Genomic DNA, 21326 nt, shown 5'->3' on the forward strand with positions numbered 1-21326 from the left:
GAGAGCCCCCATGTCATCCACGTTGAGCCACATCGACCTCTCCGACCACGACGCCTTCGTCGACGCCGTGCCGCACGAGGCCTTCGCCGCCCTGCGCCGCGACGACCCCGTGCACTGGAACCCCGAGCCCGACGGCCCCGGATTCTGGGCCGTCACGCGCTACGCCGACATCCGCGAGGTGCACCGCAACGTCGCGGTCTACTCGTCCGAGGTCGGGGGCACGTCGCTCGAGGACCTCGAGGCGGAGCACATCGAGGCGCGCAAGTCCATGATCGACATGGACCCGCCCCGCCACGACGAGCTGCGCGGGCTGATCGCGCGCCGCTTCACGCCGCGCGCCGTCGGGGTGTGGGAGGAGCAGGTGCGGCGCGTCACGCGCGAGGTCCTCGACCTGGCGCTGCCGCTCGGCGAGTTCGACTTCGTCCGCGAGATCTCGTCCGAGATCCCGATGCAGGTCTTCGCCGAGATCCTCGGGGTCCCGCACGAGGAGCGCCGCGTGATCATCGAGATCGGCGACCGGCTGCTCGGCAACCAGGACCCCGAGTACAAGGTCCCCGACGACGACGCCCACCGGCACCTGCCCTTCTCGAGCCCCGCCGCGCTCGAGATGTTCGAGTTCGGCCGGCGGCTCGCGGCTGCGCGTCGCAAGGACCCGAAGGACGACATCATCACGCAGCTCGCGTTCGAGCCGCTGACGCAGCAGGAGTTCGACGTCTACTTCGTCCTGCTCGCGACGGCCGGCAACGAGACGACGCGGCACACGATCACGCACGGGCTGCTCGGCCTGCTCGAGCACCCCGAGGAGCTCGAGCGGCTGCGGGGGGCCGGCGACGACGTGGCGCTGCGCCGGTCGGCGGCCGAGGAGATGCTGCGCTGGGCCACCCCGGTGCACCACTTCCGCCGCACGGCGACGGTCGACACCGAGCTCGGCGGCGCCCGGATCAAGGCGGGCGACAAGGTCACGACGTGGTTCACGTCCGGCAACCGCGACGAGACGGTGTTCGCCGACCCGGACCGCTTCGACATCGGCCGCTCCCCGAACCCGCACATGGCGTTCGGTCCGGGCGGGATCCACCACTGCATGGGCGCGCACCTGGCGAAGATGGAGGTCCGCATCGCGTTCGAGGAGCTGCTGGCCCGCGTCGACCGCATCGAGCTCGCCGGGCCGCCCGAGCGGCTGCGCTCGAACTTCTTCAACGGCATCAAGCGCCTGCCGGTGCGGGTGGTCGCATGATCGCGTTGCATCGCCTGGACCACGTGGCCCTGCGCGTGGCCGATCTGGACGAGGCCGCGACGCGCTGGGCGCAGCAGTTCGGGCTGACCGTCCGCGCGCGGCACGCGCGCACCGTCGACCTGTCCTGCGACGACGAGCCGCGCGCGCTCGTGCTGCAGGCCGCCGCGGCGGGGGAGGAGCCCGGGTTCGCGCGGGTGGGGTGGGAGCTGGCCCGCGGCTGCTCCCTCGAGGACGCCGCCGCGCACCTGCAGGCGCACGGCGTGGCGCACGAGCGCGACGCGGACGGGATCGCGCTGCACGACCTGGAGGGCAACGCGCTCCGGCTGCTGCCGTACCGCGAGCCCGCGTCCCGGCTCGTCCCGCACGCCCGCCCCGCCGGCCCGCTGCCGGTCGGCCACCCGCGCAAGCTCGGCCACGTCAACTTCCTGACCGCCCGGATCCACGAGCAGCAGGCGTTCTACGCCGACGTGCTCGGGATGCGGCTGACGGACTGGCTCGGCGACGGCGGCGTGTGGCTGCACGTCGGCAGCGACCACCACGTGATGGCGCTCGTGGACAAGGGCTACAGCCACTTCCACCACCTGGCGTTCGACACCGTCGACATCGGCGGCATGCGCGACGCGCTCGACCACCTGGGCCGCCACGGCCGCTGGCTGGGCTGGGGCCCGACGCGCCACGGCGTCGGCGGCAACATCGCCTCGTACGTCCGCATCGTCGAGGAGTCCTGCTTCGTCGAGCTCTACTGCGACATGGAGCAGCTGCAGGCGGGCCACGAGCCGCGCGTGTGGCCCGACGACCGCTACTCGTCCAACACCTGGGGCCCGCTGCCGCCCCGGTCCTACTTCCGCTTCGACGAGCGGGCCGTCGCCTCCGAGCGCGAGAGCCTCGAGATGCAGGGCGTGCCCCTCGACGACCCCGTCTCGGCCTGATGCCGGAGGAGCACATGAGCACCCTGCAGGGCTACACCGTCCCGCGCACCCCGTCGGGCCGCGCCAGCCTCGTCCCGCCGCCGCCGTGGCACTACGTGGGCGACTTCCTCGTCGTCGACTTCCACGCCGACCCCGACGCCGCCGCGTCGCTGCTGCCGGAGGGCCTGGAGCCGCACCCCGACGCGGGGCGCTGCGCCGCGGTCTTCGCGGACTGGCAGTCCTACTCCGAGGGCGGCGACGAGCTGCTCGACCCCGCGCGCTCGCACTACAAGGAGTTCTACCTCGTCGTCAACGCGCTCCTGGACGGCGAGCCCGTCACGACCTGCCCGTTCATCTGGGTGGACCAGGACTTCGCGCTCGTCCGCGGGTGGCTCCAGGGGTTCCCGAAGAAGCTCGGCGACGTTTGGGTCACCCGCACGTACGACCTGGAGACCCGAGCCGCCCCGGCGGTCGCCGCCGGCTCCCGCTTCGGCGGGGTCTGCACCGCCCGCGGCAACCGCATCGCCCAGGCGCGGGTGACGCTGGAGGCGCCGAGCGAGACGGGCTCGGTCCACACCGACCCGCCGATCGTCAACGTGCGGCACTTCCCGCGCCTGGCCGCCGGCCGCCACGACGACCCGCAGGTGCACGAGCTCGTCCGCTCGCGCTCCCGCGACCGCGCCGTCTCGCCCGTCTGGGAGGGCGCCGCCGAGCTCGAGCTGTTCGACGCGCCCGGCGAGGAGCACACGCTGCTGCGCCCGGTCGCCGTCGACCGCGGCTACCGCTTCACGTTCGGCTACACGGTCGACGACCTCGAGACCGTCAAGGAGCTGGTCCGATGAGCACGACGACCAGCCCGGTCGCCACGGTCGCGGGCGTCGACGTCCCGACCGGCCACTTCATCGGCGGACGGCGCGTCGACAGCGCGCGGACGTTCACGACGATCTCGCCGATCGACGGCGCGCCGCTGGCCGAGATCGCGCGGGCGGGGGAGGAGGAGGTCGACCTGGCGGTCCGGGCCGCGCACGACGCCTTCCCGGCCTGGGCGGCGCTCGGGCCTGCGGGTCGGGCGGCCCACCTGCACCGCCTGGCCGACCTGATCGACGCGAACGTCGAGCGGCTCGCCGCCGTCGAGTGCGCCGACATGGCGATGCTGCTGCGCTCCCTGCGCGCCCGCGTCATCGCCCGCGGCGCCCTGAACTACCGCAACTACGCCGACCTGGCCGTCGCCTACGAGGAGCGCGACTGGCGCTCGAAGGGCACGTGGAACCGCGTCCAGCGGATGCCCGCCGGGCCCGCGGCGGTCATCACGCCGTGGAACGCGCCGTTCATGCTCTCGACGTGGAAGACGGCGCCGGCGCTGGCGGCCGGCTGCACCGTCGTGCTGAAGCCCGCCGAGTGGTCGCCGCTGAGCTGCTCGCTGCTGGGCGAGTTGGCCGACGAGGCCGGCCTGCCGCCCGGGGTGCTGAACGTCGTGCAGGGGATCGGCGAGGAGGCCGGCGCGGCGCTCGTCGCCCACCCGCTGATCCGGCGCGTGTCGTTCACGGGGTCCACGGACACCGCCCGCCACATCGGCCGGGCGGCCGCGGACAACGTGGTGCCGTTCACCGCGGAGCTCGGCGGCAAGAACCCGTTCCTGGTCTTCGCGGACGCCGACCTGGACGCCGCGGCGGCGAAGGCGGCCGGCCAGTACGACGACGCGGGCCAGGTGTGCCTGTCCGGCACGCGCCTGCTGGTCGAGGAGTCCGTGCTGGAGCCGTTCCTGGAGCGCTTCCACGCCGCGACCGACGCCCACGTGCTGGGCGATCCGCGGGACGACGCGACGACCGTCTCCCCGCTCATCCACCCCGACCACCTCGAGCGGGTCGCGGGCTTCGTCGACCGGGCGCGCGCGTCCGGCCAGCGCGTCGTCCGCGGCGGCGCGCGCACCGGCGGGCTGTTCTACGCGCCCACGCTGATCGAGCCGACGGACAACGACGCCGAGATCGTGCAGAACGAGGTGTTCGGCCCCGTCCTGACGATCCAGACGTTCCGCGACGAGGACGAGGCGGTCGCGCTGGCCAACTCGACCCGCTACGGCCTGTCGGCGATCGTCTACACGTCGTCGCTGGGCCGCGCGGACCGCGTCGGGCGGGCGGTGCGCAGCGGCGTCGCGTGGGTCAACACGTTCCTCGTGCGCGACCTGACCGCGCCGTTCGGCGGCGTCGGGCACAGCGGGATCGGCCGCGAGGGCGGCGACCACGCGCTCGACTTCTACTCCGACCTGAAGACGCTCCAGATCCTGGAGGGGTCGGTCCGGTGAGCGACGCGCTCGACGAGGCGGTCGCCGCGCAGGCGGCCTGGATGGAGGACCTGCTCGTCGAGCTCGTCGCCGCGCCGACGGTGCTCGGCGCGGAGGAGGCCGGCCAGGCCGTCATGGCCCGCGCGTTCGCGGACTGCGGCCTGGACCCCGTCGACGTACCGCTCGACGCGCGGGCGCTGCGCGCCGACCCGCACGCCTCGCCGTTCTCGTGGGACGTCGCCGGCAAGCGCAACGTCGTGGCGACGTGGGCCGGGGAGGACCCGGACCGCGGCCGCTCGCTCGTGCTCAACGGGCACGTCGACGTCGTCCCGCCGGCGGCCGCGGACCTGTGGACCGGGGACCCGTTCGTCCCGCGCCGCGACGGCGACTGGCTCTACGGCCGCGGCGCGGGCGACATGAAGGCGGGCCTCGTGGCGATGACGGGCGCGGTGCGCGCCCTGCGGGCCAGCGGGGTGCGCCTGCGGGGCGACCTGCACCTGCAGTCCGTCGTCGAGGAGGAGTGCACCGGCAACGGCACGCTGGCGTGCCTGCTGGCGGGCCACGGCGACGGCGCCGACGCGGCGGTCCTGACGGAGCCGCACCCCGACCACCTGACGCTGGCTCAGGTCGGCGTGCTGTGGTTCCACGTCGACGTGCGCGGCGTCCCGGCCCACGCGGCGCGGGCCGCGGCGCTCGGACGCAACGCCTTCGACGCCGCCGGGCGCATCCTGGACGCGCTGCGCGGCCTGGAGGGCGAGCTCAACGCGGAGCGCCACGCGCACGCGTGGTACCGGGACCACGAGCACCCCATCGCCCTGAACCCCGGCGTGGTGGGCGCCGGCGACTGGACGTCGACGGTGCCCGCGGCCTGCACGCTCTCGTGCCGACTGGGCCTGTACCCCGGCCAGGACCCCGCGGCGATCATGGCGCGCGTCGAGACGACCGTCGCCCGCGCCGCCGCGTCGGATCCGTTCCTCGTCGCCCGGCCGCCGGTCGTCCGCTACGACGGCTTCCGCTGCGAGGGCTCCGTGGTGGACGAGGACGAGCCGCTCGTCAGGGCGTTGAGCGCCGCGTACGCCGGGGTGCACGGGACGCCGCCGGCGCTGCAGGCGACGACCGCCACGACCGACGCGCGCCACTTCGTGCGCCGCGGGACGCCGGCGGTGTGCTTCGGACCGAGAGCCGAGGAGATCCACGGCATCGACGAGCGCGTGTCGTGCGCGTCGATGGTCGAGACGGCGCGCGTGCTGGCGCGCTTCGTTCGGACGTGGTGTGGGGAGACAACCGAGGTGCGCGCGGGGGCGCGCACAGGAGGAGAGACCGATGGCAACAGCTGACACGACCGCGGTGACCGCCGCGGCCACGACCGCGCAACGGGCGGAGGGCGGGCTGCACCGCCGCGCGCTCGGCGTGCCCGACCTGGTGTTCTTCATCGTCGCCGCGTCGGCACCGCTGACGGCGGTCGCCGGCGGGCAGGCCACGACGTACCTCGTGACGGGCAACAAGGGCATCCCGCTCCTGTTCGTCCCGCTGGGCGTCGTCCTGGCGCTGTTCGCGGTGGGCTACGCCGCGATGAGCCGCCACGTCGCGGACGCGGGAGCGTTCTACACGTACGTCGCCCGCGGCCTGGGGCGCATGCCCGGGGTGGCGGCGGCGTTCGTCGCGCTCGTGGCCTACAACGCGATGCAGTTCGGGATCTACGGGCTCTTCGGCGTCGCGTTCGGCGCGTTCGCCGCGGACAAGCTCGGGATCACGCTCGACTGGTACTGGTGGTGTCTGGCCGCCGCGGCGGTGATCGCGCTGCTCGGCGTGCTGCGGGTCGACCTGAACGCCCGCGTGCTCGCGGTCATCCTCGTGCTCGAGGTCGTCGCCGTCGTCATCTTCGACGTGGCGGTCGTCGCGGACCCCGGTCCGCAGGGCCTCTCGGGCGCGGGCTTCGACCCCGGCAACGCGACGGGCTCCGCGCTCGGCGCGGCGCTCGTCTTCGGCGTCGCGTCGTTCGTCGGCTTCGAGTCCGCGGCGATCTACAGCGAGGAGTGCAAGGACCCCAAGCGGACGGTGGCGCGGGCGACGTTCATCGCGGTCGCCGTCGTCGCGGTGTTCTACGCGCTGTCGAGCTGGCTGCTGGCCAACGCCGTCGGCCCCGACACGATGGTCGACCCGCAGGCGCTCGTCGCCGGCGGCTTCACCACGGCCGACGGCGCCGCGCCGGACCCGACGACCGTCCTGATCGGCTCCGGCACGGAGCGGCTGGGCGCGGTGTGGGGCGACGTGGCGTCGCTCCTGTTCGCCACGAGCCTCTTCGCCGCGCTGCTGAGCTTCCACAACGCGGTGGCGCGGTACGGCTTCGCGCTGGGGCGCGAGGGCGTCTTCCCCCGCGCGTTCGCCCGGGTCAGCCCGCGGACCGGCGCGCCCGTGACCGCCTCGGTGGTGCAGACCGTCCTGGCCGTCGTCGTGGTCGGGGTCTTCGCCCTGCTCGGCAAGGATCCCGTCCTGACGCTCTTCACGTGGCTGACCAACCTGGGCGCGCTGGGCGTCGTCGCGCTCATGGCGCTCACGTCGTTCGCCGTCGTCGCGTTCTTCCGCCGGCGGGAGACCCCGGACGGCGGGCCGTGGCGCACGGTCGTCGCTCCGGTGCTCGCGGGCCTCGCGCTCCTGGCGATCCTGGTCCTCGGCGTCGTCAACTTCAACGTGCTGATCACGGGCGCCACGGACGCCCCGCTCGACGCGATGTCCGTCGTGCTGCCGCTGCTGCTGCTCGCCGCGGGCGCGCTCGGCGTGGCGGTCGCGGCCATCCTGCGCCGCCGGAGCCCCGCGCGCTACGCGGCGATCGGGCAGCCGACGCGCACCGAGCAGGTCGAGCACATCTCCTGACGCGCGGACCGACCGGCCGGCCGACCGCGCCCGGTGGCCCGGCCGGTCGTCAGGAGCGCGGGTCGTCCGGCCGGTCGGTCGTGATGGTCTGCTCGACCGGGGGCTCGCCGGGCCAGTGGCCCTCGCGCTGCATCGTCTCGCGGCGCGCGCGGTCCTCCGTGCGCTCGCCGTTGGACGCCAGCCCGTAGCGGACGATGCGGTCCGCGACGAAGGCGATGACGGCCGCGAGCGCGAAGAGGATCGTCAGCGTCTCGCTGCCGAGGACGGCGGCGACCGCGGCGGCCAGCAGCAGGACCGCCGGCAGCAGGAAGCGGGCGGCCTGGACGCCGACGCGGGTGCCCTGCTCGCGGATCGGCTCGCCGGTGGCGGGGTCGTGCGGGGTGGGCTGAACGGTGGGCATGCAGGCTCCTTCGGGGGAGGGAACGTCCCGCACCCTCTACCCGCTGGCGCACGCGGCACGCGGCGTCACACCAGGCCGACCACCCCGGCCATGACGGTCACGCCCAGCACGATCACGACGGCGCCGATGACGTCGAACACGACGCCCGACCGCACCATCTTCGTGATCGGCACCATGCCCGAGCCGTAGACGATGGCGTTCGGCGGGGTCGAGACGGGCAGCGCGAACCCGTACGACGAGCCGAAGATGGCGGCGAGCGCCGGGATCAGCGGCTCGACGCCGGCGGACTGGGCGATCGGCAGGACGATCGGGACGACGATCGACACGCTCGCCGTGTTCGACGTCGTCTCCGAGATGATCACGGCGACCACCGTCGCGAGCAGCGTGATCGTCAGGAGCTGCGACAGGCCGAGCGCGTCCGCCAGGTTGGTGCCGACGACCTTCGCCAGCCCGGTGTCCGCCAGCAGCCCGCCCAGCGCGATGCCGGACCCGAACAGCACGATCGTGCCCCAGTCGATCCGGACGGCGTCGCTCCACGCGAGCGTGAAGCGGCGCCGGGCCCAGTCGACCGGCAGGACGAAGAGCAGCGCGGCGGCGAGGATGGCGACGGCACCCTCGTCGGCGCGATCCAGGACGTCCTGGTAGACCTGCGACCCGTCGCCGAGGATCAGGCCGATCAGCCCGGGCAGCACCCAGAGCGCGACCGCGACGCCGAACGCGAGCATCGTGTTGCGCTCGCCGCGCGACATCGGCCCGAGCTTCGCCCGCTCCTCGCGCACGTACGCCTCGGCACCCTCGATCCGCCGCACCTCGGGGCGGTTGAGGAGCAGCAGGACGACGCACAGCACGACGAACATCACCAGGACGATCGGGGCGGCCGTCGCGACCCAGTCGAAGAACGTGATGCGCGTGTCCGTGCTCTGCTCGATGAGCTCCCGGCCGATCAGGTTGGGCGGGCTGCCGATCGGCGTGAGCAGGCCGCCGATCGAGGCCGCGTAGGCGATCATCAGCATGAGCGCCGTCGCGAACCGCAGGCGCGTCGGGTCGCGGTCGCCGTCGGCCTGCTCGGCCACCATGCCCGAGAGCGTGGCGACGATCCCCATGCCGATGGGGAAGAGCATCGCGGCCGCGGCGGTGTTCGAGATGAACGCCGACAGCGTCGCCGAGATGACCCCGAAGGCGATGATCGTCCGCGTCGTCGACCGCGCGACTCCCGGCACGCTGAGGACGCCGAACGCGAAGCGCCGGTCCAGGCCGTGCACGCGCATGGCCTGCGCGATCACGAAGCCGCCGATGAACAGGAAGATCGTCGACGAGGAGAACGCGCCGAAGACGACGTCGGCGGGCGGATCCTCGGCGTCGGCGGGCACCGCCTTCAGCACCACCGCGAGGGCCAGGCCCAGGAGCGCCGTGACGGGGATGGGGATCGCCTCCGTCAACCACCACGTGATGACGAAGACGAAGACGGCGGCCAGCCGCTGCTGCTCGGGCTCGAGCCCCAGGGGCAGGACCAGCAGCAGGACCAGCAGGACCGGGCCGAGGATCAGGCCGACCGTGCGCCGCCCGCGCTCGAAGCGCTCCTCCCGCGGGGAGAGCTTCTCGGCCTGCTCGTCGAGCGTCTGGTAGGTGCCGCCGGGGGCGGCCGCGTCGGTCATGGGGTCTCCCGTCGTGGCGCCTCGACGCTATCCGGGCGGCCTGACGTGGGGCAAGTGCACGCCCGAACCCAAGTAGTTGCACGTGCAACCGAACGGCGCTATGCTCGTCCCACGACGGGCGGGATGGCCGCCCGGGACGGAGGAACCATGAAGCTCGAGGGCCTGCACCACGTCACGATGATCACGGGCGACGCCCAGCGGATCGTCGACTTCTACGCCGACGTCCTCGGCCTGCGCCTGGTCAAGACGACGGTCAACTTCGACCAGCCCGAGGCGTACCACCTGTACTTCGGCGACGAGGCCGGCAGCCCCGGCTCGATCCTCACCTGGTTCGAGTTCGCCGGCGCCCGCCCGGGCCGTCCCGGCGCGGGGATGGTCCACCGCCTGGTGCTGGCGGTCCCGACCGCCGAGAGCCTGGACTTCTGGGCCGGCCGCCTGGCCACCCGCGGGGTCGACGCCCGCCGCGACGGCGACGGGCTGCGCTTCGCCGACCCGGACGGGCTCGAGCTCGAGCTGCTGCCGCACGACATCGGGGCCGCCCTGCGCGCCGAGCACCCCGACGTGCCGCAGGAGCACGCGATCACGGGCATCCAGGGCGCCCGCGCCTACGCCCGCGACCCGCACGCCGACGACCCGGTCCTCACCCGCCTGCTGGGCTTCGACGCCGACGGGCCCGGCAGGTTCGTCGCCCGCGGGGAGGAGCGCCACGTGCACTGGACGCTCGATCCGGCGCCGGCCGAGCGGGGCGTCCCCGGGGCCGGCACGGTGCACCACATCGCCTGGGCCTCGCGCGACGAGGACCACGAGGGCTGGCGGCAGCGTCTCGCCGCGGCGGGCGCGCACGTCACCCCGGTGATCGACCGCGACTACTTCGACGCGATCTACTTCCGCGAGCCTCGGGGCGTGCTGTTCGAGATCGCCACCCTCGGGCCGGGCTTCGCGACCGACGAGGACGCGGCGCACCTGGGCGAGGAGCTGCGCCTGCCGACCCAGCACGAGCCGCTGCGGGCCCAGCTCGGCCGGCTGCTGACGCCGCTGACGCACCCCCGCACGCACGAGCGCATCCGCGCGTGACCCGCGGGCGGTGGTCCCGCCACAGCGCGGGGCCACCGCCCGGTGGAGCCGGCCCTGTCGCCGGGCCCGCCGGGGCGGCCAGCATGGGGTCGTGCCCCGCGTCAGTCCCGCCGTCCTGCGCGCCGTCGTGCGCGTCGCCCTGCGTCCCGCGCTCGGGCCACCCGTGCCGTGGGCCGCGCAGCGCGCGTGGATGGCGGCGTTCTCGGCCACGACCCGGCCGCCCGCCGGCGTCGCCACGGCGCGCGAGGAGCTCGGCGGCCGCCCGGCGCTGCGACTGACGCCCGCGGTGGGGCGCCACGACGGGCCGGCCGCGGTCCTGCTGCTCCACGGCGGGGCCTACACCACGGGCTCCGCGACCACCCACCGCGCGTTCGCCGGCCGCCTCGCCGCCGCCGCGGGCGCGCCGGTCCACCTGCTCGAGTACCGCCTGGCGCCCGAGCACCCGTACCCCGCGGCGCTCGACGACGCCGCCGCCGCGTTCGCCGCGCTGGCGGAGCGGGCGGGCGGCGCGGACCGGACCTGGCTCGTCGGCGACTCCGCGGGGGCCGGCCTGGCCGTCGCGCTCTGCGCGCGGCTGCACGAGGCGGACCGGCCGGGCCCTGCGGCCCTGGGCCTGGTCTGCCCGTGGCTCGACACGACGCTCTCCGCCGCGTCCGTGCGACGCAACCGTCGCCGTGAGCCGCTGCTGCGGGCGGCCTGGCTGCGGCGCTCCGCGGCGGCGTACCGCGGCGGCGCCGCGATGCCCGAGGCGCTCTGGGCGCCGCCCGACGCGCTGCCGCCCGTCGTGCTGCACGGCGCCGGCGACGACCTGCTGGTCGACGACGCCGACCGGCTGGCGGCCCGGCTGGCGCGCGCGGGGCGGCCGTGCACGTACGCCCGCTTCGACGGGCGCCCGCACGACTTCCACCTGTTCGCCGGCACGACCCACGACGCGGACGCCGCGGTCGACCGGCTGGCGCGCGAGCTGCGCGCGGCGGCCCCCTAGCCGCCGTCGCGGCCGGTCCCGCGCCCCGACGGTCGCAGCCCCCGACGCGATGTAGGCGCCGTACGCGCGCCGATACGCGATCGATATCCGCCGGATGCGACCCTGGCACCCGCGCCCGGCATCTTGATGACACCGGCCGAGCGGGAGGGCCGGGGGACACGGGACAGACACTTCCCGCACAACACGACGGACGTCGGAGCCTCCGGGACGGGGCACCGACGACCGCACCACGGCGAGCCGCCTCCGGGACGGGGCGACGCTCGCCAGCCCGGCACGCCGCCTCGCTCCCGCGGGGAGGCGGGTCGCGCAGGGGGACACGGCAGACGCCCTCGGGACCACGGTTCCGGGGGCGCTCGTCGTTCCCGGAAGCCCCGCGCGGTCGCCGTCCGGACCGCCGACCGCTCCCCGCCCGCCTCACGCCGCCGGACGGACGGCGACGCGCCGGTCAGCCGCCCGGCGTCAGCCCCGCCTCGTGCGCCAGCCGCCGGACGAGGGCGCCCGCCGGCTCGTCGGTGACCGCCGCCCAGCCCGTGCCCGCCCACAGGTGCGCTACGTCCGCGTCGCCCGCGCGCGTCGCCGCCGCGCGCAGCGGCCGCGTCAGGTGGTGCAGCTCGGGGTACGCCGCGGGCGCGTCCTGCCCCTCGCGCGCCAGGACGTTGGCGAGCGCACGGGCCGGCCGGCCCGTGAACGCGCGGGTGACGACCGTGCCGGCGAAGCGGCCCTCGAGCAGGCAGCGACGGTGCAGGGCGGAGGTGCCGGCCTCGGGCGTGGTCAGGAACGCCGTGCCGAGCTGGACGGCCTGGGCGCCGGCGCGCAGCGCCCCGCGCACCCCGGCGCCGGTCATGATCCCGCCGGCCGCGACGAGCGGCAGGGGCGTGGCGGCCGCGACGTCGGCCAGCAGCGTCCGGAGCGGGAGCGCCGGACCGCCCTCGGGGTCCGCCGGGTCGTCGGCGAACAGGCTGCGGTGCCCGCCCGCCTCGTGCCCCTGGACGCAGAGCGCGTCGACGCCCGCGGCCTCCGCGCGCACGGCGTCGGCGACCGACGTGACGGTGGCGACCACCGCGGCGCCCGTGGCGTCCCGGACCCCGGCGATGACCTCGGGCACCGGCACGCCGAACGTCAGGCTGACGACGGCGGGGCGGTGGGCGCGCACGACGTCGAGCTTGGCCGCGAACCCGTCGTCGTCCCAGCGCGGCTCCCCGAGCGCGACGCCGTGCCGCTCGGCCAGGGGCGCCAGGCGCTGCGCGTACGCCGCGATCGCGTCCGGCGCGCCCTGGCGCGGCGTGGGAACGAACAGGTTGATGCCCCACGGCCCGGTCCACGCGGCGGTCAGCCGGGCGATCGCCTCCTCGACCGCGTCGGCGGGCAGGTAGCCCGCGGCGAGGAACCCCAGGCCGCCGGCCGCGCCGACGGCGGCCACGAGCTCGGGCGTGCTGGGGCCGCCGGCCATCGGCGCCGCCCAGATCGGCAGGGCGGGGCGCCGGTCGGCGGGCAGGCGGTCGGCGAGGGACGGAGCGGGAGCGGCGGGCATCGGCACGGGCGGGGGAGGGCGCGACCGGGACGCTACGCCCCGAGGCGGCCGGGCGGGCGCCCGCCCGTCAGCGCAGCCGCGCGACGGCGCGGCGGGCCGCCTCGATCGCCCCGTCCGTCGGGTCGCCCGCGTCGGCGTCCGCGGGCAGCGTCACGGCGGTGCGCAGCAGGTGCGCGCCGGCGAGCACGTACACCTCGCCGTCGCGCGCGATCGCGGCATCGCCCAGGCCGGGCACCGGACGCCCCTCGTCGGCCAGCAGGGGCGCCAGGAACCCGTCCCAGTGCCGCGCCGCGCTCCAGTCCGCGGCGCCCGGGCCGGCGTGGAACGCGGACGCCTCGACCGCCCAGCGCGATCCGTCGGGTGCGGCCGCGGCGTACGTCACCCCGATCGCGTCGTCGCCCGCGGCCAGCCGCGGGCCGCCGACGGCCGTGCCCGCGATCGCGGCGGCGTCCTCCGCCGTCAGGAGCTCCCGCGGGTCGGGGGCGCCGAGCGCGCGCCCGCGCCGCACGCGCTCGTCGTCGCCGGCGTCCGGCCCGGCGGTCACCGGGGCGGCGACGCGCGCGGCCTGCGCCCGGGAGGTCTGCAGCGCGTCGAGACCCTCGCGCGCCGCCGAGGCGGCGCGCCGTGCCGTGCCGAGGAAGCCCATGCCGCCACGGTAGGCGGGCCCCCGCCGCCGCGGAACCCCAGACCTGGCGCCGCGCCACCCCGAGGGCGACCCCAGGGCGACGGCCGGTCGTCGCGGGGTGCGCCCCTCCGGCGACTATCGTCCGCCCCCGTGACGGACGCCCCGGCCGACGACCTCCGCCCACGCGGGCGCACCGCCTGGGCCCGCAACCTGGCGGCGCCCGTTCGCGGGTTCCTGCGCGCCGAGACGGGCGGCGCCGTCGTCCTGGTCGCCGCCGCCGTGCTCGCGCTGCTGTGGGCGAACCTGCCGGGGCTGCCCGACTACGAGCACGTGTGGGAGACCGAGCTGGCCCTGCGCCTGGGCGACCACGAGCTCGTCACCGACCTGCGCGGCTGGGTAAACGAGGGGCTGATGACGCTCTTCTTCCTCGTCGTCGGGCTCGAGGCCAAGCGCGAGCTGGACCAGGGCGAGCTGCGCGAGCGGGCGCGGCTGACGGTCCCGGTGATGGCGGGGCTGGGCGGCATGGCCGTGACCGTCGGGATCTACCTGCTCCTCAACGCCGGCGGCCCGGGCGCGGCGGGGTGGGGCGCCGCGATGTCGACGGACACCGCCCTGGCGCTCGGCGCGCTGGCGCTCGTCACGCCCGCGCGGGCCGTGCGGGTGCGCGTCTTCCTGCTGACGATGGTCGTCGTCGACGACCTCGTCGCGCTCGCCGTCATCGCGCTGGCGTACTCCTCCGACGTCTCGCTGCCCGCGCTCGGAGTGGCCGTGGCGCTGTTCGCCGTCCTGATCGCGCTGCGCTTCGTGCCGACCGGCCGCGCGCCGCTGGCCGCGATCGTCGGCGTCGGCATCTGGCTGGCGATGTTCGAGTCCGGCGTCGACCCGGTCATCTCGGGCCTGGCGATCGGGCTGGTCACGGCGTCGTACCCGCCGGGGCGCGAGGACCTGGACCGCGCGACCGAGCTGACGCGGTCGTTCCGCGAGCAGCCGACGCCCGAGCTGGCGTACTCGGCGCAGCGCAGCCTGGCGTCGGCGATCTCGCCGAACGACCGCCTGCAGTACCTGCTGCACCCGTGGACGACCTACGTCATCGTCCCGCTCTTCGCGCTGGCCAACGCCGGCATCCACCTGAGCGGCGACGTGCTCGGCGACGCGGCGACGTCGAGCGTCACGCTGGGCATCCTCGTCGCCTACGTCGTCGGCAAGCCGGTCGGCGTGGTCGGGGCGGCGTGGCTCGCGAGCCGCCGCGCCTTCGGCGGCGAGCGGCCGTCGGTCACGTGGCCGGTGCTCACGGGCGCCGGGGCGGCGGCCGGCGTGGGCTTCACCGTCTCGCTGCTCATCGCCAGCCTGGCGTTCGAGGACGGCCCGCTGCTCGACCAGGCGAAGCTCGGCGTCCTGGCGGCGGCGCTCGTGTCGCCGCTCGTGGCGTGGCTCGTCTTCGCGATCACGCGCCGTTTGCCCGACCGGGTGCGCGCCCGGCAGCTCGGGGCGGTAGCCGAGCAGCTCGTCGACCTGGCCGACGACGTCGATCCCGCGCGCGACCACGTGCGCGGCGACCCGGACGCGGCGGTGACCCTCGTCGAGTACGGGGACTTCGAGTGCCCCTACTGCGGCCAGGCGGAGCCGATCATCCGGCAGCTCCTCGACACGTGCCAGGCGGACGGCCTGCGGTACGTGTTCCGCCACCTGCCGCTGGCCGACGTGCACCCGCGCGCGCAGCTGGCGGCCGAGGCGGCCGAGGCGGCCGCCGAGCAGGGACGGTTCTGGGAGATGCACGACCGGCTCTTCGCGCACCAGGACGCGCTGACGCCCGCCGACCTGCAGCGGCACGCCGCGGCGGTCGGCCTGAACGTCGCGCGCTTCACCGAGGACCTGCGCAAGCGGCGGCACCTGCGGCGGGTGTCCGAGGACGTCGGCAGCGCGGACCGCTCCGGCGTCTCCGGCACGCCGTCGTTCTTCGTCAACGGCCGGCGGCACCACGGGGTCTACGACGTCGAGGCACTGACCGCCGCGGTGCGCTCGGCACGCCTGCGGGCCCGGGCGGCCGCGACGGTGCGGGGCACGCGATGAGCGGCGCGCCGTCCGCCGTCGAGCGCGCCTTCGCCGCCGCGTACGGCGGCGAGCCCGCCGAGGCCCGCGCCGTCCGCCCGGGCGCCGGGGAGGACGTCGTGGTCCGCGGGCTGGCCGCGTACCGCGGCGAGGACCACTGGCACCTGGTGACCGTGGGCCTGGCCGACCCGCACCACGCGCCGCGCGATCCGCAGGCGGCAGGCGGCCGGCCGGGGATGGGACAGGAGCTGACGCTGCTGACGCCCGCGGCCCCGCGACCGCCGGCGTGGGCGTACGACCTGCTGCTCGGCGCGGCGCGCACGAGCGTCGCGGTGGGCCGGCCGTTCCACGCCGGCGCGCGGCTGGCGCCGGGCGCGCCGGTCGACGGCGCGGAGTCGGCGCTCGTCGCCCTCGGGCTGCGCGAGGACCCCGTGGTCACCGTCCCCGGCGCGGCGGCCCCGCTGCTGCTCCAGGTCGTCGGCGTGACGCTCGGCGAGTACCTGCTGATGCAGCGCGTCGGCACCGCGACCGTGCTGGGGCGCCTGGCGCAGCGCGACCCGCTCCTGCGGACCGACCCCGCGCGCGGCTGACCCGGCGGGGGCGGCCGCGGCGCGCTATCCGGCGTGCGCGGTCGGGGCGGCGTCGCCGGCCGGCGCGGCGGCGCCGGGACCGACGCCGAGCCGGCGCGCCAGCCAGCGCGCGTCCCGCAGCGCGAACGCCTCCCAGTCGTTGTTGAAGTACGCGAAGACCTCGGCCCCCCGGGCCAGCCGCTCCAGGCGCCCCGCCCACGCCTCGAGCTCGCTGCGCGAGTAGTTGCCGCGCCGCCCGCGGTGCCCGTGGTGGAAGCGCACGAACGCGAAGTCGGCGGTCAGGCGCTCCTCCTGGAACGGCCGGTCCGGGTGGTCCCCGTAGGCGAGGGCCATCCCGTGGCGCGCGAGCAGGTCGTACACGGGGGCGCAGAACCAGCTGGGATGGCGGAACTCCCACGCGTGCCGCCCGGGCGGCAGCAGCTCGATCGCGGCCTGCAGCCGGTCGTCGTCGCGCGGGAACCGCTCGGGCAGCTGCCACAGGACGGGCCCCATCTTCGGCGACGCCGCGAGCGCCTCGAGCGGGGCGTAGAAGCGCGCGATGCCCTCCTCGACGTCCCTCAGCCGCTTCATGTGCGTCAGGTACTGGCTGGCCTTGACGGCGAAGACGAAGTCGTCCGGCGTCGCGTCGAGCCAGGCGGCGACCGCCGTCGGCCTCTGCAGCCGGTAGAAGGTGGCGTTGACCTCGACGGTGTCGAACCACTCGGCGTAGCGGGCGAGCCAGCGCGAGGTCGGCAGCCCGCGCGGGTAGAGCACGTCCCGCCACCACGCGTAGTTCCAGCCCGAGCAGCCGATGCGGATCCGCGGCATGCGGCGCCCGTACCCGCGGGGCGCCGTGGCGCACGCGCCCGGCCGGGCGTCGTGCGGTCGCCGGTCGCGAGGACCGGGACGGGCACGACGGTGGCGGAGGAGCGTCCCGCTCGCGGGAGCGGGACGGGAAGGTGCATCCGGCGGTCGCGGATCGCCGCGACCGCCTGCACGTCCACCGGCGTCACCCGGCGGCCGCGGTATGGGTACCCCGCGTCGGGACGCGCAAACGTCGGGGTCGGCGATCTACGCCGCCAACGGGTGCGTCAGCGGCCGGTGCGGGGTCCCGGGGTGGACGGCGGCGACGACGGCGGACCAGACGTGCTGCTCGAGCGACGTCCGGCCGGTGGGCTCGAACGTCTCGATGGCGCTGACGAGCCCGTCGACGCCGGCCTGCCAGAGCGCGGCGGCGTCGGCGCGTCCGTCCGGGCCGCACGCGTGGAGGACGACGGTGCGGACGGTCGGCATGAGCGCCGCGACGAGCTCGTCGCGGCGCTCGGGGCAGGCCGTGCGGTCGTAGTCGAGCCAGCGCGCGGCGAGGCGGGCGTTTCCGGGACGGACGTGATGGGAGATCGGCATGCGGGTCGGGTGGGTCGGGGGAGGGACGCGCCGCGAAAGTCGGTGCATCGTGCAAACGGTCGTTCGGTGCGAGGCCCGTCGGTGGGACGCGCCTGGCCGGATGACCGACGCGCGGAACAGGTGCGCCGATGGGCGTCCATGTGGCGCGTCCCGGCGCGCTCCGCTTGTCCCCGACCGGCCGCGCGACTACGGTGGGCGCACCACCAACCCGCCAGGAAGGACCCCACCGTGGACCTCCAGCACTCCGAGCACGTCGCTGCCGATCCCGCCCGTCTCTACGCCGCGCTCGCGGACGTCGGCAACCTGCCGCGCTACGTGCCGCAGGTGCGCGAGGCGCACAGCACGGGCGACGGGCACGTCGCCGTCGAGGCCCGCTATGGCGGCCACACCCACACCGGCCAGGCGTGGTTCCGCACCGACGACGAGACCCGCGCGATCGAGTGGGGCGCCGAGGGCGGCCCGTACCACGGCCGGCTCGTCGTGGAGCCCGACGGCGAGGGCTCGCGCCTGACGCTCGCCCTGACGGCGACGCACGGGAACCCGGACGGCGACGTCGCGGGCACCCTCGACGCGATCAAGCGGCTCGTCGAGGCCGAGGTCTGATCCCGCCGGTCCCGTCCGCGGCGCCGCACCGCCGCGGACGGGACCGCTCAGGGGCGCCGGGGGGGCTCCGCCGCCGCGAGCGGCTAGGGTCTGCGCCCATGTCCCGTCCGCAGGAGCGCCTGCCGCGCCCCGGCCTGCGCATGGCCCTCGGCCTCGTCGTCGCCGGGCTGACCGTCACGATCGGCGTCGGCGCGACCGTCGCCACGACGATCCAGGACGAGGCGGAGATCCTCGTCGAGGCCCTGCCCGAGGAGACGAAGGAGACGAAGAAGGCGCGCGAGGCGCTCGCCGGCGTGCAGGCCGGCAAGCCGCAGACGATCCTGCTCATCGGCGACGACGCCCGGAAGGGCGAGGCGTCGAACCAGCGCTCGGACACGATGATCCTGGTGCGCCTGGACGAGGACGCGAAGGTCACCTCGATGCTCGCGCTCCCGCGTGACCTCGTCGTCGCCGGCTCGGGCGCTCGGCTCAACGCCTCGCTCGGCAGCGGGCCCGCCGGACTGATCGAGCGGCTGCAGTCGCTGCTCGCCACGCCCGGCCGTCCGTTCCCGATCCACCACTACGTGTCGATCCGCTTCACGGCGTTCTCGAAGGCCGTCAACGCCTTCGGCTGCTTCTACGCCGACATCGACCGGCGCTACTTCAACGACAACAACCCGCCGGCCGGCGGCGGCACCGAGCCGTACGCCGCGATCGACGTGCCCGCCGGCTACCAGCGGCTGTGCGGCGAGGACTCGCTCGACTACGTGCGCTTCCGCCACCTGGACAACGACCTGGTGCGCGAGGCGCGGCAGTCGCACTACCTGACCGAGGCCCGCGGCCAGATCGCCACCTCGTCGCTCATCTTCCGCCGCAACGAGCTGGCGAAGACGATCTTCCGCTTCGTCGACACGGACGTCCGCTCCCCCAAGCGGGTGCTGTCCGTCGTCAAGCTCGCCCTCGAGGTCGTCGGCAAGCCGACGCAGCGCGTCACGCTCGAGACGACCGCCAACCCGCAGGACGAGGCGACGCTGCTGGCCACGCCGACGGCCCTCGCCAACGCCGCCAAGACCTTCCTGGACCCGGACGAGGCGCCGCAGTTCACGAAGGGCGCGCGGCCGCGGAAGGCGACGGACGCGGCGTCCGACCGCGCGAAGCCGAAGCGGCGCCGCGCCCGCACGGCGAAGGCGAAGAACCCGGGCAGCCTGCAGGCCGACCTGGCGGCGGGGCGGCAGCTCGTGGCCGACAGCGACATCGCCGGCGACTTCGACGGGACGGTGTTCGTGCCGAAGCTCGCGTACCGGGGCGCCCAGTACGTCGCGACGCACTCGCGGGGCTACGACATCCAGTCGAAGGCGGGGAAGTACCCCTGGCAGGGCTACCGCATCGTCGTCGACCTGCCGGACGCGAAGTCGGGTCCCGGCCAGTTCTACGGCGTCCAGGGCACGACGTGGAGCGACCCGCCCGCGCTCGACCTGGCGACCGACGCGGTCCGCCTGGGTGGCCGCACGTTCCGCATCGAGTACGACGGGCGGCACATCCGGCGCCTGTTCTGGCAGAGCGGCGGCGGCACCTACTGGATCTCCAACTCGCTGAACAACGCGCTGAGCAACGCCGAGATGCGGGCCCTGGCGCGCAGCGTCGTCGCCGTCGGCGCGGGCCGGTAGCGCGGCGCGGGGTTCGTGCTCGGCGACCTCGCCGTGATCGTGGCGGCCGCCTGAGCGCGGCCTACAGCCACGCCTCGCCGCGCACCACGGTCGCCGTGGCGCCGGCGATCCACGTCCCGCCGTCGTCGGACCGCGACACGTGGACGCGGCCCTGGCGGCCCAGCGCGGTCCCCTGGCGGGCGACGTAGCGGGTCGGCGCGCGGCCGGCGTCGATCAGCCAGTCGGCGAGCGCCGCGTTCAGGCTGCCCGTGACGGGGTCCTCGACCGTCGCGCCGTGGACGGGGAAGAACGCCCGCACCTCGAACGCCTCCGCGGCCCCGGGCGGGTGCGGGCCGACGACGCCCAGGTCCAGGTCGACCGCGCCGGGGCGCAGCGCCAGGACGGCGGCGGCGTCGCGCAGCAGGACGGCGACCCACCCCGGGCCGTTGGCGGCCCAGGTCGCGTCGACGATCTCCTCGCGGCCGATCCCCAGGAGCGCGGCGACGTGGTCCAGCAGCGCCGCGTCCACCGGGCCGCTCCGTCGCAGCGGCGGCGCCGCGAACGCCAGGCCGTCCGGGGTGGCGCACACCGGCACGAGCCCGGCGCCGCACTCCATCGTCACCGTCGTCCGCGCCGCGCGCTCGGGGCGCTCCTCGCGCCACGCGTGCACGGTGCCCAGCGTCGGGTGGCCGGCGAACGGCAGCTCCTCGGTGGGGGTGAGGATCCGCACGCGCAGGTCGGCGTCCGGGGTGGTCGGGGGCAGGACGAACGTCGTCTCGGACAGGTTCGTCCACGCCGCGAACCGCCGCAGGTCCTCGTCCGCGAGCCCCGTGCCGTCCAGGACGACGGCGACGGGGTTGCCGCGGCCCGGCGCGGCGCCGAAGACGTCGACCTGGCGGAACGGGCGGGGGCGGGGCACCCGGCGAGTATCGCGGGTGCGGCTCAGCGCGACTCGCGGAACACCTCGACCCGGCGCGTGCGCTTGTCGTACTTGCGCAGCTCGAGCCGCTCGGGGGTGTTCCGCTTGCTCTTCGTGGTCGTGTAGGTCGTGCCCGTCCCCGCGGTCGAGACGAGCTTGACCTGGATCCGGACGTCGCCGCGCGCCATCTCAGATCCGCTCCCCGCGGGCGCGCAGCTCCTTGACCACGCGGTCGATGCCGCGCGCGTCGATGACCTTCTGGCCCCGGGCGCTCACCCGCAGCGTGACCCAGCGGTTCTCGGCCGGGACGAAGTAGCGCTTCTTGTGGACGTTGACGCGGAACCAGCGCTTCGTGCGGTGCTGGCTGTGGGGGACGTGGTTGCCGGTGCGCGGACGCGCGCCGGTGACCTGGCAGACCTGCGACATGGGGCTCCCGTGACGGTGGGCAGGAACCGCCACGTTACACGAATGAGACTCAGTCTCATCGGCGAGGCTCGGGTCGCCGCGGGCAGGCGCGCCCCGAGGACATCCCCGTGCCTCGAGGCGACGCGCCCGCTGACGCTGCGCCGGCCGCCCGCTCACGCGCGGCC

General features: G+C 75.8%; 21 protein-coding genes. 12 read left to right on the top strand and 9 right to left on the bottom strand.

Translation table 11 applies throughout. The features are described 5' to 3' along the window. Positions 1 to 10 precede the first annotated feature (10 nt). From J3P29_RS09840 to J3P29_RS09865, 6 genes are read left to right on the top strand one after another with little or no spacing between them, the layout of a single operon-like run. On the top strand, positions 11 to 1234 hold the full coding sequence (locus J3P29_RS09840) for a cytochrome P450 (RefSeq protein ID WP_210493149.1): 1224 nt from the start codon (positions 11 to 13) through the stop codon (positions 1232 to 1234). Further along, positions 1231 to 2163 carry a VOC family protein gene (locus tag J3P29_RS09845; RefSeq protein ID WP_210493150.1) on the top strand — a complete coding sequence of 311 codons (933 nt, stop codon included), beginning with the start codon at positions 1231 to 1233 and terminating at the stop codon, positions 2161 to 2163. Before J3P29_RS09840 ends, J3P29_RS09845 begins: the two co-directional genes overlap by 4 nt. A gap of 14 nt (positions 2164 to 2177) precedes the next feature. Continuing rightward, positions 2178 to 2984, top strand: coding sequence for an acetoacetate decarboxylase family protein (locus J3P29_RS09850; protein WP_210493151.1), 807 nt, complete (start codon positions 2178 to 2180; stop codon positions 2982 to 2984). Beyond that, the gene (locus J3P29_RS09855; RefSeq protein ID WP_210493152.1) at positions 2981 to 4444 is read left to right on the top strand and encodes an aldehyde dehydrogenase; all 1464 of its coding nucleotides are present in this window, start codon (positions 2981 to 2983) and stop codon (positions 4442 to 4444) included. Before J3P29_RS09850 ends, J3P29_RS09855 begins: the two co-directional genes overlap by 4 nt. Next, positions 4441 to 5760, top strand: coding sequence for an ArgE/DapE family deacylase (locus J3P29_RS09860; protein ID WP_210493153.1), 1320 nt, complete (start codon positions 4441 to 4443; stop codon positions 5758 to 5760). The genes J3P29_RS09855 and J3P29_RS09860 overlap by 4 nt, the downstream gene beginning before the upstream one ends. Beyond that, positions 5747 to 7297, top strand: coding sequence for an APC family permease (locus tag J3P29_RS09865; protein WP_210493154.1), 1551 nt, complete (start codon positions 5747 to 5749; stop codon positions 7295 to 7297). The genes J3P29_RS09860 and J3P29_RS09865 overlap by 14 nt, the downstream gene beginning before the upstream one ends. A 49-nt stretch (positions 7298 to 7346) precedes the next feature. Here the strand turns inward: J3P29_RS09865 and J3P29_RS09870 are convergent, their stop codons facing one another. Both J3P29_RS09870 and J3P29_RS09875 read right to left on the bottom strand, forming a co-directional pair. Beyond that, the gene (locus J3P29_RS09870) at positions 7347 to 7697 is read right to left on the bottom strand and encodes a hypothetical protein (RefSeq protein ID WP_210493155.1); all 351 of its coding nucleotides are present in this window, start codon (positions 7695 to 7697) and stop codon (positions 7347 to 7349) included. Positions 7698 to 7762: 65 nt separating this feature from the next. Continuing rightward, positions 7763 to 9352: a DASS family sodium-coupled anion symporter gene (locus J3P29_RS09875; RefSeq protein ID WP_210493156.1), complete on the bottom strand. Its 1590-nt coding sequence runs from the start codon at positions 9350 to 9352 to the stop codon at positions 7763 to 7765. 147 nt (positions 9353 to 9499) lie between these two features. Between J3P29_RS09875 and J3P29_RS09880 the strand changes: the two genes are divergently transcribed. Then, positions 9500 to 10426 (top strand): VOC family protein, encoded by a 927-nt coding sequence (locus J3P29_RS09880; protein WP_210493157.1) that lies wholly within the window; start codon positions 9500 to 9502, stop codon positions 10424 to 10426. A 91-nt stretch (positions 10427 to 10517) separates the two neighbouring features. Then, positions 10518 to 11411: an alpha/beta hydrolase gene (locus J3P29_RS09885; protein ID WP_210493158.1), complete on the top strand. Its 894-nt coding sequence runs from the start codon at positions 10518 to 10520 to the stop codon at positions 11409 to 11411. 445 nt (positions 11412 to 11856) lie between these two features. On the opposite strand, the gene J3P29_RS09890 is transcribed toward J3P29_RS09885, so the two are convergent. Together J3P29_RS09890 and J3P29_RS09895 are read right to left on the bottom strand one after the other, a co-directional pair. Continuing rightward, complete coding sequence (locus J3P29_RS09890; RefSeq protein ID WP_210493160.1) at positions 11857 to 12942, bottom strand: nitronate monooxygenase; 1086 nt, start codon at positions 12940 to 12942, stop codon at positions 11857 to 11859. A gap of 67 nt (positions 12943 to 13009) precedes the next feature. After that, complete coding sequence (locus J3P29_RS09895) at positions 13010 to 13588, bottom strand: hypothetical protein (RefSeq protein ID WP_210493161.1); 579 nt, start codon at positions 13586 to 13588, stop codon at positions 13010 to 13012. 129 nt (positions 13589 to 13717) lie between these two features. Here J3P29_RS09895 and nhaA point away from each other — a divergent pair, with 129 nt between their 5' ends. Together nhaA and J3P29_RS09905 are read left to right on the top strand one after the other, a co-directional pair. Then, complete coding sequence (gene nhaA, locus J3P29_RS09900) at positions 13718 to 15637, top strand: Na+/H+ antiporter NhaA (protein WP_210493162.1); 1920 nt, start codon at positions 13718 to 13720, stop codon at positions 15635 to 15637. After that, positions 15634 to 16206, top strand: coding sequence for a suppressor of fused domain protein (locus J3P29_RS09905; RefSeq protein WP_210493163.1), 573 nt, complete (start codon positions 15634 to 15636; stop codon positions 16204 to 16206). The genes nhaA and J3P29_RS09905 overlap by 4 nt, the downstream gene beginning before the upstream one ends. Positions 16207 to 16230: 24 nt before the next feature. On the opposite strand, the gene J3P29_RS09910 is transcribed toward J3P29_RS09905, so the two are convergent. Together J3P29_RS09910 and J3P29_RS09915 are read right to left on the bottom strand one after the other, a co-directional pair. Further along, positions 16231 to 17013: a DUF72 domain-containing protein gene (locus J3P29_RS09910; RefSeq protein ID WP_210493164.1), complete on the bottom strand. Its 783-nt coding sequence runs from the start codon at positions 17011 to 17013 to the stop codon at positions 16231 to 16233. Positions 17014 to 17256: 243 nt separating this feature from the next. Continuing rightward, positions 17257 to 17589, bottom strand: a complete 333-nt coding sequence (locus J3P29_RS09915) for a hypothetical protein (protein WP_210493165.1) — start codon at positions 17587 to 17589, stop codon at positions 17257 to 17259. Positions 17590 to 17817: 228 nt separating this feature from the next. Here J3P29_RS09915 and J3P29_RS09920 point away from each other — a divergent pair, with 228 nt between their 5' ends. Further along, positions 17818 to 18192: an SRPBCC family protein gene (locus J3P29_RS09920; RefSeq protein ID WP_210493166.1), complete on the top strand. Its 375-nt coding sequence runs from the start codon at positions 17818 to 17820 to the stop codon at positions 18190 to 18192. Between the two features lie 98 nt (positions 18193 to 18290). After that, positions 18291 to 19838, top strand: coding sequence for an LCP family protein (locus J3P29_RS09925; RefSeq protein ID WP_210493167.1), 1548 nt, complete (start codon positions 18291 to 18293; stop codon positions 19836 to 19838). Positions 19839 to 19899: 61 nt separating this feature from the next. On the opposite strand, the gene J3P29_RS09930 is transcribed toward J3P29_RS09925, so the two are convergent. The 3 genes from J3P29_RS09930 to rpmB are packed head-to-tail and all read right to left on the bottom strand — an operon-like array spanning position 19900 to position 21162. After that, positions 19900 to 20736: a PhzF family phenazine biosynthesis protein gene (locus J3P29_RS09930; protein ID WP_210493168.1), complete on the bottom strand. Its 837-nt coding sequence runs from the start codon at positions 20734 to 20736 to the stop codon at positions 19900 to 19902. 23 nt (positions 20737 to 20759) lie between these two features. Next, positions 20760 to 20924, bottom strand: a complete 165-nt coding sequence (gene rpmG, locus J3P29_RS09935; RefSeq protein WP_210493170.1) for a 50S ribosomal protein L33 — start codon at positions 20922 to 20924, stop codon at positions 20760 to 20762. 1 nt (position 20925) lies between these two features. Next, the gene (gene rpmB, locus J3P29_RS09940) at positions 20926 to 21162 is read right to left on the bottom strand and encodes a 50S ribosomal protein L28 (protein ID WP_210493171.1); all 237 of its coding nucleotides are present in this window, start codon (positions 21160 to 21162) and stop codon (positions 20926 to 20928) included. Between the last annotated feature and the right edge of the window lie 164 nt (positions 21163 to 21326).

It is taken from the genome of Patulibacter sp. SYSU D01012 (genome assembly GCF_017916475.1).
GTDB lineage: Bacteria > Actinomycetota > Thermoleophilia > Solirubrobacterales > Solirubrobacteraceae > Patulibacter.